The following is a 13,617-nucleotide window of genomic DNA, read 5'->3' as shown; positions in this document are numbered from 1 at the left end:
AATCCTCCTTTCGTTATCCACCAATGTAAGACATTTCAACTTTTGGACGTTTATTTGTACTTTCAGCAGTTCTTTCATCTGAATATCGATCTGTTCTAAACTCCCATGTATGTTTGAGAATTTTTAGTAGTGATGCATCCGAAATATTTTCTCTAAGAAGCGTTCGTAAGTCCGTTCCTTTTTCTCCAAATAAGCACGTAAAAAACTTGCCGTCTGCCGAAATACGAGCTCTCGTACAAGAAGAACAAAATGACTCAGATACTGAAGTAATAAATCCAACTTCTGCATCACTCCCTACATATCGATACAATTTCGCAACTTCTCCAAAGTAACGAGGTTTAACAGGCTCAATCGGATATACACGATTAATCTTCTCTATTAATTGTTCCTTCGTAATGACTTGTTCAAAGTTCCAGCCGTTTGTACTGCCCACATCCATAAACTCTATAAAACGGAGCTGAATTTCTTGTTCTTTAAAGTAACGAGCCATATGAAGAATTTGACTATCATTCATTCCTTTTTTTAAGACCATATTTACCTTTACTTCTAACCCTGCGTTCTTTGCTTCTTCAATTCCTTTTAATACAGGTTTTGTGCTTACATTTCGTCCATTAATTTTTTTGAAGACATAATCCTCTATCGCATCTAAACTAATATTTACACGTTTTAATCCCGCTTCTTTTAACGCCTTTGCTTGTTTTGCTAAATGAATACCATTTGTTGTGAGTCCAATATCTTTTAAGCCTTCTAGCTTTGCAAGTCTTACAATTAACGTCGGTAAGTCTTTACGCAATAACGGTTCACCGCCAGTAAGCCTAATTTTATTGACTCCCATACTTATAAATAATCTCGCTAATCTTTCTATTTCATCGAACGTTAGTAAAAGCTCTTCCTGTAAAAAAGCGTAATCAGGTCCGAACACTTCAGCAGGCATACAGTATGTACACCTAAAATTACAACGATCAATAACTGAAATACGTAAATCTTGAAGTGGCCGTTCTAAAGAATCTTTCATGTTCTCATGCATCTATATCCCTTCTTTTCTGCTGCAATCCTTAGTAAGCTTTCGTTTTTTATTTGCCTTCATTATAAAAAAGAAGTTACATATTCAATGTGACTTTTCTCACATTACTTTCCCCATTCAAAAATTCTTCACAAATCCGTTCGAATTTTGTTCACATCTTTACTCTCATCCGCTTTGTCTATTGCATTTTTCAAACTAAAAACTGAAAATCTCTTCCCTTTACGGTCATTGAAATTTCAATTTATTTTTAAAATAGCTCTTGCATTTTCATCATACTTACACTCAAAATAGGAAATGTATTGCTTATAAGAAGAAAGGTGATCACTGTGGCAAACAGTATGACATTATCTCAAGATTTAAAAGAATTACTTGCATCTGTTGAATATAAAATGCAAATTAAAAAAGGTAGTTTTATTTTTCAAGAGGGTATGGAGGCAACAGAGCTCTATATCATCCACTCAGGAAAAGTACAAATTAGTAAATTAAGTGCTGACGGGCAAGAATTAACACTCCGTATTTGTTCGGCATACGACATTATTGGAGAATTAACATTATTCACGGACAATGCGAAGTATTTATTAAATTCAAAATGCCTTGAAGATGTTGAAGTAGGAGTTATAAAGCGTGAAACCTTAGAAAAAGCATTACTCCAAAAACCCGCACTTGTATTTGAATTTATGAAATGGATTAGTGAACATTTAAGAAGAATGCAAACGAAGTTCCGAGATTTAGTATTACACGGCAAAAAAGGTGCCCTGTATTCTACTCTTATACGAATGACAAATAGTTACGGTGTATTAAAAGAAAATGGGATTCTCATCGATTTACCATTAACGAATCAAGAACTTGCTAATTTCTGTGCAACTTCACGTGAAAGTGTAAATCGAATGTTAAATGAATTAAAAAAGCAAGGTACAATTTCGATTCATAAAGGAAAGATTACGATCCACGATTTACAATTTTTAAAATGTGAAATTGCCTGTGAAGATTGCTCTGCTTCTGTTTGCAGCATTGATTAGCATCTTATTTAGATGCTAATCTTTTTTCAATTTAAGCTACTTATTAACGGTTATTCCCTATATAAACAAAAACGAGGCCTTCCATATTAGACCTCGTTTCGTTTTAACCATTAGCTCCTATCCGTTTACAGCAGTATTATTTTTTCAACTCATTAGGAATACGTCTTCTGTAAATTACATAACTACGGCTTACATATTTAATTGGGGCACTAAATACATGTACAAGTCTTGTAAATGGCCATACTGCGAATAGACCCATCCCTGCAAGAATGTGAATTTTAAACCAAACTGGTACTTCCATCATATATTCAACTTTCGGTTGGAAAATAAAGAGACTTCGGAACCAAGGACCAATCGTTGTACGATAATCAAATCCTTTTGAATCGATATTTAAAAATGTTGAAGAAAGTCCTGCTAGCATTACGATAAGTAATAAAATAAGCGCAATATAATCTCCCTTTGTACTCGTTGCAATGATACGTTTTACTGTTACGCGGCGGTACGTTAATATAATTAAACCGATAATAGAAGCAACACCTGCCGGAAGCCCAAAACTAATTGCTACTACATGATATATATGCTCAGAAATACCTATTGAGCGGTATACAGCTTCTGGAATTAAAATCCCCATAACATGACCGCCAATTACGAACATGATCCCAAAGTGGAATAATAGACTTCCGACCCGAAGCATTTTCTTTTCTAATAGTTCACTAGATTTTGATGTCCATCCAAATTGATCATAATTGTATCTAAAAATATGTCCACCGATAAAGATTGCAAAAATGATATAGGGAAACAATACCCATAGAAATTGATCCATCATTTTAACAACCCTCCTTTCTAATTTGTCTGTACACCCCATGCTTCGATAGCGAGTAGCACAGTCGCAAGAATTGGTTCATACATACTACCTGCTTCTTTTAATTGAACGTGTAATGCTTGTATATTCTCCGTGTATTTATTCATAATTGGTTCACTGTCTTGCTCATTTGCATTTGCAAAAAACTCAAGAAAAAGTGGTAAATAATCAGGTAGTTCTTTATCCGTTACTTCAAAACCAGATTTTTTATAATGCTGCTTTAACTCTAATAATTCAATACCTCTTTCTCTTTGTTCACCAGTGTTCATATAAGTAAGATACATATTTGTTTTCTTACCAAAATCGAATGTATATACGTAACTATCAATGAGTTGATCATTCGTTTTATCTAGCGCTTGCTTTATAAAGGCTGTAAGTAATGCTTTAACTTCTTCTTTTTCTATCGTTTCAATCTCTTCTTGCAATTCAGTTACAGCTTCTCTCCACCCTAGTTCAGGATAGGAGAGAAGAAAAGAAGAACAAGAAAAAGCAGTTTGTAAACTTTGTTTCATCATTTTCTGCCCCCTTTATTTAAGAAATTGTCATACAAGAGCCTGGACCACCTGCGAATGCTAAACCACAGCTTCCTTGTTCGCTATATAAATCTGCCACTTGTTCACGGTGAGTGCCCGGAATGACGAAGCGATCTTTATATTTCGCAATAGCAAGAAGACGATACATATCTTCTACATCCTGTTTCGTTAAACCAAGTTCTTTTAATACCGCTTCATTTGGCTCTTTATTAATTTGTAGCGCTCTCATATGCGTTCGCATAACAGCCATTTTCTTCAATGTAAGACGAATATGCGCTTCATCCCCTGCAGTGAGTAGATTCGCTAAATATTGAATTGGAATACGCATATTATCGATAGCAGGGAAAATCTCTTCTGCTTGCCAGTTACTGCCTTTCCCTTCCACCATATTCATAATTGGGCTAAGCGGCGGAATATACCAAACCATCGGCATTGTACGGTACTCTGGATGAAGAGGCAGAGCAATTTTCCAATCGATAATCATTTTATAGATTGGTGACTGTTGTGCTGCTTTAATCCATTCTTCAGGAATGCCTTGTTTTTTCGCTTCAGCTGCCACTTCTGGATCATTTGGATCTAGGAAAACAGTAAGCTGAGATTCATATAAATCTTTTTCGTCTTCAACAGAAGCCGCTTCTTTTACTTTGTCAGCGTTATATAGCATTACCCCAATATACCTGATACGTCCCACACATGTTTCTGAACAAATTGTTGGCATACCAGCCTCAATACGTGGGAAACACATTGTACATTTTTCAGCTTTATTCGTTTGCCAGTTAAAATACACTTTTTTATATGGACAAGATGATACGCAGAACCTCCAAGCACGACATGCATTTTGATCTACAAGAACAATGCCGTCTTCTTCACGTTTATACATCGCACCAGATGGACAAGATGATACGCAAGACGGATTCATACAATGTTCACATATGCGTGGTAAATACATCATAAAGACGTTTTCAAAATCTGTTTTAATTTCTTCTTCCATTTTCTTTACGTTCGGATCTTGTAATCCTGTTATATGTCCACCAGCTAAATCATCTTCCCAGTTCGGACCCCATTCAATTTTGTCTATAAATTCGCCTGTAATTGCTGATTTCGGACGAGCAACTGGTTGATGCTTACGCTGCGGGCTATTTGTTAATGTTTCATAATCATAATTCCAAGGTTCAAAGTAATCATCAATTGTTGGTTGATCTGGATTGTGGAAAATGTTCATAAGACGTTTCATTTTCGAACCTGATTTCAGCTGAATTTCACCATTTTTCAATTCCCAGCCGCCTTTATATTTCTCTTGATCTTCCCATTGTTTCGGATAACCAATTCCAGGTTTCGTTTCTACGTTATTAAAGTACATATATTCCGCACCTGGACGATTTGTCCAGGTGTTTTTGCATGTTACGCTACAAGTATGGCAGCCGATGCATTTATCTAGGTTCATTACCATTCCGACTTGTGCTTTAATCTTCAAGCCAATCTACCTCCTTCAGTTTACGGATGACAACATTTAAGTCACGCTGATTCCCAGTCGGACCATAGTAGTTAAATCCATAGCTTAATTGGCCATATCCACCAATCATATGTGTTGGTTTAACATGAATACGGGTTGGACTATTATGCGTTCCCCCGCGGGTGCTTGTTAATTTCGTACCAGGCACGTTAATGTGGCGATCTTGTGCATGGTGCATAAATGCCATTCCTCTCGGTATACGGTGCGTTACGACAGCACGTGCTACAACAACACCGTTACGGTTAAAGCACTCGATCCAATCATTATCTGCGACGCCAGCTTCATTCGCATCATCTTTATTCATCCAAACAGTTGGACCACCTCTAAATAGCGTTAACATCGGTAATGAATCGAAGTACATACTATGAATCGACCACTTATTATGCGGTGTTAAATAGTTTAGTGTAATCTCTTTCCCTTCTACTTCAGGGCGTGACTTACGGAACGGTTTATGTTGCAGAATTGGTTTAAATGTTGCCATCGTTTCACCAAATTCTTTCATCATGTCATGGTCTAAGTAGAAAGATTGTCGACCAGTTATCGTTCTCCAAGGAATAAGACGTTCCACATTTGTTGTAAACGGTGAGTAACGTCGTCCACCTTTTTCTGAACCTGTAAAGGCCGGAGAAGTAATTACTGTTTTCGGTTGTGCTGTAATTTGTTCGAATGTAAAGCATTCTTCTTCACGTTCTTCTGCTAAATCACGTAATTTTAGATCTGTTTGTTTTTCAAGTGCTTCCCATGCTTTTACTGCCATATGACCGTTTGTTGTAGAAGAAAGCGTTAATACCGCTTCAGCAGCATTGATTGCTTCTTTTATGTCTGGGCAACCTTTCGCAATAGTATCCGTTCGAACAACTCCTAATTTGCTCTTTAATTGCTCATACTCTTTTTCTGCTGACCAAGAGATCCCTTTCGTACCAATCGGTTGTTTTCCGGCATTTGGTCCAAGTGCTGTCATTTTGTCATAAATCGTTTTATAATCCCTTTCAACAACATGAATTTGCGGCATCGTTTTACCCGGGATTGGTTCACACTCACCTTTGCTCCAATCTTTAATCTTGCCAAGTGGTTGCGCTAATTCTTGCGGTGTATCGTGAAGAAGTGGTGTTGCAACAACTTCTTTCATTGGTTCAAGATCAATCTTCTTCGCTAAATCTGAAACAGCTTTAGAAAGTGAAGTGAAAATATCCCAGTCAGAGCGTGCTTCCCAAGGTGAACCGATTGCTGGATTAAATGGATGTACAAATGGATGCATATCTGTACTACTTAAATCATGTTTTTCGTACCAAGTTGAAGCAGGTAAGACGATATCAGAATACAGTGCTGTTCCAGCCATACGGAAATCTAAATTAATGAGTAAATCAAGCTTCCCTTCTGGTGCTTCTTCATGCCACTTAATTTCTTCTGGTCGTAATGAATCACTATCGTCATTCATTAATCCGTTTGTTGTACCTAATAAATGTTTTAAGAAATATTCATGCCCTTTACCAGAACTTGAAATTAAATTCGCACGCCATACGAATAAGTTGCGCGGGAAGTTGTTTTTATTATCTGGATCTTCAATCGCAAATTTCAGTTCTTTTTCTTTTAATTTTTGTGCAACATATTTTCCGATTTCTTCTTGCGTTGTTGCGCCAGCAGCAACAGCTTCTTTATATAATTCAATTCCATTTTTCTCGAATGTCGGATAAGAAGGTAACCAGCCGAGTCGTGCTGCTAATACGTTGTAATCACCGTGATGTTGATAACGTGAGTTACCTTCAATTGGTGATGCTAAATGTCCAACAGGTGTATCTTCATAGCGCCATTGATCTGTTACGAAATAGAAGAAAGATGTACCATTTTGTAATTTTGGTGGCCCTTGCCAATCTTTTGCCATCGCGATTGTTTGCCATCCTTCTGCAGGTCGTAACTTTTCTTGACCAACATAATGCGCCCATCCCCCGCCGTTTACTCCTTGTGCTCCAACTAGAAGAACAAGATTTAAAACTGCGCGATAAATCGTATCAGAATTAAACCAATGGTTAATACCAGCTCCAACAATAATCATCGAGCGACCATTTGTATCAACGGCATTTTGTGCGAACTCACGAGCGATTTGAATAATTAGTTCTCGTTTCACTCCTGTCATTTTCTCTTGCCATGCAGGTGTAAACGGTACATCATCATTGAAGTCTTTCGGCTCTTGTCCGCCAAGCCCTCGGTTCACGCCGTAATTTGCTAACGTTAAGTCGTATACAGTTGTAACGAACACTTCGCCTTCTTCTGTCATAACCTTTTTCACTGGAATTGTACGTTCTAATACTTTGTTTCCATCATCAGAGAAGTACGGAATTTGTACCGTTCCAATCGATTCTTCCATTCCAAGTAAAGAAAGACGTGGATCAATCTTTTTACCTGTTTCTTCATCTTCTAAACGCAAGTTCCATTTCTTTTCGTTATCCCAACGTGAGCCCATTGTGCCTTGAGGTGTTGCAAAATCATTCGTGTTCTCGTTCCAAAGAACAGGTTTCCATTCTCCTAACTTCGTTTCGCGTCCAATATCAGCAGCGTTTAAGAAACGATCAGCAACGAATTGATCTCCTTTTTGTTTCAATGTGACAAAGAAAGGAAAATCAGTATATTGCTTCGCATACTTTGTGAAATATTCCACTTGATTATCTACGTAAAACTCTTGTAAGATCACATGCCCCATTGCCATCGCAAGTGCACCATCTGTACCTTGTTTCACACTAATCCAATCATCCGCAAACTTTGTAGATTCAGCGAAGTCAGGACTGACAGAAACGACTTTCGTTCCTTTATATCGAACCTCTGCTAAAAAGTGAGCATCTGGTGTTCTCGTCATCGGTACATTTGAACCCCATGTCATAATGTAACCAGAGTTATACCAGTCACTACTTTCTGGTACATCTGTTTGATCGCCCCAAATTTGCGGAGAAGCTGGTGGTAAATCTGCGTACCAATCATAGAAACTAAGCATCGGCCCACCCATAAGTTGCATAAAACGACTACCAGCAGCATGACTTAACATCGACATAGCTGGAATTGGTGAAAAGCCAACATTTCGGTCTGGACCGTATTTAATTACTGTATAAAGTAGAGAAGCTGAAACGAGTTGTAACACTTCATCCCAATTCGCACGAATAAATCCACCTTTACCACGCGCCTGCTTATACGTACGTGCTTTTTCAGGGTTTTCCACAATACTTTTCCAAGCATCTAGTGGTGACTCGTTATTTTGTAGTTCCTCTTGCCACATACTCCAAAGAACACCACGTACATACGGATATTTCACACGAAGTGGACTATAAATGTACCAAGAAAAACTTGCTCCACGCGGGCATCCTCGTGGTTCAAAATCTGGCATATCAGGACCTGTAGTCGGATAGTTAAGCTCCTGCCCTTCCCAAGTTACAATTCCATCTTTCACATATATATTCCAGCTACATGAACCAGTACAGTTCACACCATGTGTAGAACGGATTACTTTATCATGCTGCCAACGCTTTCTGTACACATTCTCCCATTCGCGATCTTCATATGTTTCTTGTGTATGATTATCGTTATAACGATCTATTGGTGAAAAATATTTTAAACGTCTCATTAGTGCTGAAGGTTTCTTCTTCATACTGTTCACTCCTTTAATACGTCTCTCTTACATACCCTTACTATAAGAGAGGTTGTAAAATACAGATGTGACATTTCGCACAGTTCAAGAGATTGTCAAAAATTCAGTAGAAAATAAGGTTGTGAGAAAATCTTTTGTTCCGTTGTGAAGATTATGGTTAATCGTAATTATTAGGAGAATGGTATTTTGAGGTATCGACTATTTTGCAATAGAAAAAACGTAGGAGAAGTTCCTACGTTTTTTCTTTATAAATATATGAAAAAGAGTTTTGATATTATTTCAAAACTGCCATAAGGAAAAGAGTATAAATTGTATGTAAGAAATTTTTTCCCAATGTTATTATTTTATATTGAGTCTGATTTTACATAAAACTACAAATCATTATTTACTGTATTGCCCTTAGTTACGGAAACAATTATACTAGATGTAATCGAAATAAATAATCTGAATATTCTTAGAATTTAAGGTAGACCTTTTGCTATCTACATATAGAATTAGAAATATGTCCACTAAATTGATTAGAAAACGATAATAACATTAGGAGGATTACGATGCCCCAGCTTGATTCATTACATCCCACTGTAGAAAAAATAATCAATAATATTGAAAAACTAATGGTCGGAAAACGAAAAGAAACAATCTTAGCTTTGACAGCTCTCTTAGCTGAAGGTCATGTGCTATTAGAAGATGTTCCTGGTGTCGGGAAAACAATGCTAGTACGTGCTCTTTCTAAATCCATTGATGCTAATTATAAGCGAATTCAATTTACACCTGATTTATTGCCTTCAGATGTAACAGGAGTTTCTATTTATAATCCGAAAGAGCTCCAATTTGAGTTCAAGCCTGGACCAATTATGGGGAATTTAGTACTTGCTGATGAAATTAATCGTACATCGCCAAAGACACAATCTGCTTTACTTGAATGTATGGAAGAAGGCAATATTACAATAGATGGCATTACAAGGCCTTTACCAAAACCATTCTTTGTCATGGCTACACAAAATCCGGTCGAATATGAAGGAACATATTCTCTACCAGAAGCTCAGCTCGATCGTTTCTTATTGAAACTAAAAATGGGATATCCTACACCAGAAGAAGAATTTGAAATTTTAAACCGAATGGAAAAAATAAATCCACTCTCTCAATTACAGGCCATTACTACAATAGAAGAATTACTTTATTTACAACAAAGCGTACGGGTAGTAAGTATGGACAAAGCAATTAAGCATTACATTGTAAAGCTTGTTAATCAGACTCGTACATACAGTTCTATACAGCTAGGTGCAAGTCCACGTGGCTCAATTGCTTTAATGAAAGCTTCACAAGCTTATGCATTTATCCATGGCAGAAATTATGTTATTCCAGACGATGTTAAATTTTTAGCCCCTTACGTTTTAGCGCATAGACTCATTTTAAAAATGGAAGCAAAATTTGAAGGAATAACTGGCGAACAAGTTATCGCAAAAATCGTTGCACGAACTACCGTCCCGACTCAAAGGACGATGAACCCTTGATGAAACGAATACTGCGAGCACTATATCACGTTACGAAGTTATTGCTACTCTCTTTATGTCTAGTCTTAACATTTGTGTACGCTATGTTTCAAGGAGGGTTTGTAAGTTGGTTTTTATTTTACAGCACAATTCCCATTGCTCTTTATTCACTACTACTACCCTTCTACGCTTTACGGGACGCTGAAGTAAAGCGAATAACAAACAAAAATGGATATGTAGTAGGAGAACAATTTGTAAGCACGATTACAATAAAAAGAAAATTTCCTTTTCCCTTACTTTATTTAGTTATAGAAGATGAACTGCCACCACAATTTATAAGTTGTAAACAAACAAAGATGAATAAGGTAGTACTCTTCCCAGGATTGAAACGACATATTTCGTTTCAATATGTTATTGATACAATCTCTAGAGGCGAGCACACTTTTTCAAGCGTTCGTGTCAAAACTGGCGATTTATTCGGCATGATGGAGAAAGAAGTAACTTTTTCAGTTCCAGATACATTTTTAGTCTATCCCCACTATGTAGATATAACGTATCGACAATTGGAAAATCATTTCGAACAAGGAGCGCTTTCAGCAAATATAAATTCAGCAAAAGACTCTACAATCTCTGTCGGTGTCAGAGACTATAAACCTGGTGATCGCTTTTCATGGATTGATTGGAAAGCAACTGCACGAACAAACAATATTATGACAAAAGAGTTTGAACAACAGCGCAGCCATAATATCATGATATTCATAGACAGAACCAAGTCTCCTCTATTCGAATCAGTCGTCACATTTACTGCCTCTATCGTAAGGGCTGTCTTGAAACAAAATTCACCAGCATCATTCGTGTCTATTGGAAAAGAACAAACTATTTTCCCTTTAGACAATGGAGATACGCAGTTACAACAAATCCTTTGTCATTTAGCAAAAGTACAAGCAGACAGTGTATTCCCGCTCTCTCAGAGTGTAGACATGGAACTAAGAAAAATTTATGAGCCCGTCACGATTATACTCGTGACCAGTAATCTTTCTCCCGATATTCAAAAGGCGGCTGATTGTGCTGCTATAAGAAATAGAAAATGTATGATTTTTGTCGTGAAAGAAAAAGCGAATCAACTTTCACACCGAGAACTCAGTATACTAGAAACTCTAAAAAAACGACAAATATTTGTAAACACGGTTTATGAAAAACGGTATACAAACGTGTTTTTTGAGGTGAGCAAATGATAACATTACAAGCAAAATACAAGTGGGATACGAATAGATTCTTCATGCATACATGTGTATTTCTTCTTTTACTAGAATGGCTAAGACCTCTTATAGGTATTACAAATGTAGGTAGATTAGATATTTTCGTAACATTTATAGGAATTTGCTTCGCTCTCTCTTTTTTTCAAACGAGGTGGCAGATTCCAATAAAAATTGTCACAGTCTTATTTATCATTCATTCCCTATATTATAAAAATGCTTTTATAAATCCATCTTGGCTAACAACATTCTTTTCTGATATGTTTCGAAATTCCTCCCTGTTTTTCCAAGGGAATTTACTAGATATTTCTCCAGTTTTTCCGACAGTTTTATTTTTTCTCTCATTTTGGTTTTTGAGTTCTTTCACTTCATTTTGGATTATTTATAAAAAACGTGGGTTTCTATTTCTTGTATTGACTATTATTTATATCGCAACTTTTCATAACTTACATTTATACAATGCAAACTACGCTATTATTCGTACTGTTGTCATCGGCTCTTTTATGCTTAGTCTTCTTCAAGTAGAACGAATAAAAGAGCGCGAACACTTACAAAATTATGCTAGGGAAATCTCAAAATTACTTAGACCACTTACAATATTTATTGTATTATTAGCAACCATCGCATACTTTGCTCCAAAATTTGGCCCTCAATGGCCAAACTCAATGGATTTTTTAAAATTCAACACATCTGAAGCAAGTAAAGAACAAAAAGTTTCTACAATTGGGTATGGTTTAGATGACTCGCGATTAGGTGGTCCTTTTAAGGCGGATCCTACAATTGTTTTCACAGCACAAGCGCAAAACAAACAATATTGGAGAGTAGAAACAAAAGATTTTTATACAGGAAAAGGCTGGGAAATTTCTGAAAATCCGAAAAAGGTTTCTTTTAAAAATAAAAACGACGTCGTAAGCTGGTATGAACAAAATACAAAAACGGAAACTACTGAGGCAACAATTACCATGCAAAAAAGTTACCCTCACCTTACCTATCCAGCAGGATTAGTATCAGTTGAGGCTTCTTCTGATGTATCATACAGTGTTGACCCTTTTTCAGAAAAAATTTATACGATGAATGGAGACTCTTCTACTACTTTAAATTCGTATAAAGTAACATATGAGATCCCTGAGTTTTCCATAGAAAACTTGAAAGCTGTAAAAGCAAATGCAGGTCAAGAAACAAATCCTTATTTTATGACAAAATACACACAACTTCCCGAGTCATTACCACAGCGCGTAAAAGACTTGGCTGTTAATCTTACAAATGATAAAGACAACCGGTATGATAAAGTATTAGCTATTGAAAATTACTTCACAGACAACTCTTTTACATACGAATCAACGAATGTCTCATTCCCTGCCAAAAGCCAAGATTATGTAGATCAATTCCTTTTCGATACAAAAAGCGGCTACTGTAATAATTTTTCGACGTCTATGATTGTACTACTTCGTTCTGCCGGGATTCCTGCTCGCTGGGTAAAAGGCTATACAGAAGGAACTCTTGACAATACACTTGCCTCTGCAAAAGGTGAGGATGTTTATACAATCACGAACGATAACGCACACTCTTGGGTCGAAGTATATTTCCCAGGATACGGATGGATTCCATTCGAACCAACAAAAGGATTTACCAATCCCTATAATTTTATAAATAATACGCCTGCTCCTATTTCACAAAATAGCGAAGCAAATAATTCTAATAACGAGCAAACGCATCAACGAAATAATGAAGCAAAACTTAAAAGTTTAATAGAAAATACAGAAGAAGCTTCTACTAAAAAGGTCACAAATTCTAAAACTAATTTTTCTTGGTGGTACGTATTCCTCTCTACGATACTAATTAGTATTATGGGATACATTCTCTTCACCACTAGAATGAAATGGATAACATTTCTTATTATTCATTTCTATAAATACCGAAAAGATGATGCTGTTTATCAAAAAGCTTACGGTGCACTTTTAAAACAATTTGCGAGAATTGGCATACCACGGGGTGAAAGTCAAACATTCCGAGAATACGCTCTCCATATCGATACACTTTACAACTCGGCCGATATGCAACAACTTACTGCCAGTTATGAGAACGCTATGTATCAACAGGGGCAGGCTGCAGCAGAATGGAAGAAATCCGTACATTTATGGGAAGTGCTTATGAAAAAAGCAGCTTCTCCACCTAAATCAGATGGCTTTGATACAGTTATTTAATCTTGAAAATTTGAATTTAAAGAAAACGTCTCAAAGAACTACATTGTTCTTTGAGACGTTTTTTAATAAAGTGAAACTC

Annotated in this window: 9 protein-coding genes; 4 read left to right on the top strand and 5 right to left on the bottom strand. The window is 36.6% G+C overall.

The genetic code is table 11. The annotated features are described in order from the left end of the window. Window positions 1-13: 13 nt before the first annotated feature. Window positions 14-1,027: a GTP 3',8-cyclase MoaA gene (gene moaA, locus AC241_RS10695; RefSeq protein ID WP_050843388.1), complete on the bottom strand. Its 1,014-nt coding sequence runs from the start codon at window positions 1,025-1,027 to the stop codon at window positions 14-16. Window positions 1,028-1,350: 323 nt separating this feature from the next. On the opposite strand from moaA, the gene AC241_RS10690 reads away from it, so the two are divergent. Beyond that, window positions 1,351-2,043 (top strand): Crp/Fnr family transcriptional regulator, encoded by a 693-nt coding sequence (locus AC241_RS10690; protein ID WP_000013863.1) that lies wholly within the window; start codon window positions 1,351-1,353, stop codon window positions 2,041-2,043. A 136-nt stretch (window positions 2,044-2,179) separates the two neighbouring features. Here the strand turns inward: AC241_RS10690 and narI are convergent, their stop codons facing one another. From narI to AC241_RS10670, 4 genes are read right to left on the bottom strand one after another with little or no spacing between them, the layout of a single operon-like run. Beyond that, complete coding sequence (gene narI, locus AC241_RS10685) at window positions 2,180-2,869, bottom strand: respiratory nitrate reductase subunit gamma (RefSeq protein ID WP_016081882.1); 690 nt, start codon at window positions 2,867-2,869, stop codon at window positions 2,180-2,182. 17 nt (window positions 2,870-2,886) lie between these two features. Beyond that, window positions 2,887-3,417: a nitrate reductase molybdenum cofactor assembly chaperone gene (gene narJ / locus AC241_RS10680; protein WP_050844825.1), complete on the bottom strand. Its 531-nt coding sequence runs from the start codon at window positions 3,415-3,417 to the stop codon at window positions 2,887-2,889. Window positions 3,418-3,436: 19 nt separating this feature from the next. After that, window positions 3,437-4,912 carry a nitrate reductase subunit beta gene (narH, locus tag AC241_RS10675; RefSeq protein WP_050843386.1) on the bottom strand — a complete coding sequence of 492 codons (1,476 nt, stop codon included), beginning with the start codon at window positions 4,910-4,912 and terminating at the stop codon, window positions 3,437-3,439. After that, window positions 4,902-8,585, bottom strand: a complete 3,684-nt coding sequence (locus AC241_RS10670) for a nitrate reductase subunit alpha (protein WP_050843384.1) — start codon at window positions 8,583-8,585, stop codon at window positions 4,902-4,904. The genes narH and AC241_RS10670 overlap by 11 nt, the downstream gene beginning before the upstream one ends. A 551-nt stretch (window positions 8,586-9,136) precedes the next feature. On the opposite strand from AC241_RS10670, the gene AC241_RS10665 reads away from it, so the two are divergent. Genes AC241_RS10665 through AC241_RS10655 form a run of 3 tightly spaced genes read left to right on the top strand, consistent with a single transcriptional unit; the run spans window position 9,137 to window position 13,538 of the window. Beyond that, window positions 9,137-10,099 (top strand): AAA family ATPase, encoded by a 963-nt coding sequence (locus AC241_RS10665; protein WP_048564468.1) that lies wholly within the window; start codon window positions 9,137-9,139, stop codon window positions 10,097-10,099. Then, a complete protein-coding gene (locus AC241_RS10660) occupies window positions 10,099-11,313 on the top strand; it encodes a DUF58 domain-containing protein (RefSeq protein WP_050843381.1) in 1,215 nt (404 codons plus the stop codon). The genes AC241_RS10665 and AC241_RS10660 overlap by 1 nt, the downstream gene beginning before the upstream one ends. Continuing rightward, window positions 11,310-13,538, top strand: a complete 2,229-nt coding sequence (locus AC241_RS10655) for a transglutaminase TgpA family protein (RefSeq protein ID WP_048564470.1) — start codon at window positions 11,310-11,312, stop codon at window positions 13,536-13,538. Before AC241_RS10660 ends, AC241_RS10655 begins: the two co-directional genes overlap by 4 nt. Window positions 13,539-13,617 lie beyond the last annotated feature (79 nt).

Source organism: Bacillus thuringiensis (assembly GCF_001182785.1).
GTDB classification, from domain to species: domain Bacteria; phylum Bacillota; class Bacilli; order Bacillales; family Bacillaceae_G; genus Bacillus_A; species Bacillus_A thuringiensis_S.
This window is presented reverse-complemented; position numbering and strand designations above follow the sequence as displayed.

Bases quoted from the DNA above. Each gene is read 5' to 3' on its own strand.
- AC241_RS10660 (WP_050843381.1), top strand. From the start codon at position 10,099: ATGAAACGAATACTGCGAGCACTATATCACGTTACGAAGTTATTGCTA.
- AC241_RS10655 (WP_048564470.1), top strand. From the start codon at position 11,310: ATGATAACATTACAAGCAAAATACAAGTGGGATACGAATAGATTCTTC.
- moaA (WP_050843388.1), bottom strand. From the start codon at position 1,027: ATGCATGAGAACATGAAAGATTCTTTAGAACGGCCACTTCAAGATTTA.
- AC241_RS10670 (WP_050843384.1), bottom strand. From the start codon at position 8,585: ATGAAGAAGAAACCTTCAGCACTAATGAGACGTTTAAAATATTTTTCA.
- AC241_RS10665 (WP_048564468.1), top strand. From the start codon at position 9,137: ATGCCCCAGCTTGATTCATTACATCCCACTGTAGAAAAAATAATCAAT.
- narI (WP_016081882.1), bottom strand. From the start codon at position 2,869: ATGATGGATCAATTTCTATGGGTATTGTTTCCCTATATCATTTTTGCA.
- narJ (WP_050844825.1), bottom strand. From the start codon at position 3,417: ATGAAACAAAGTTTACAAACTGCTTTTTCTTGTTCTTCTTTTCTTCTC.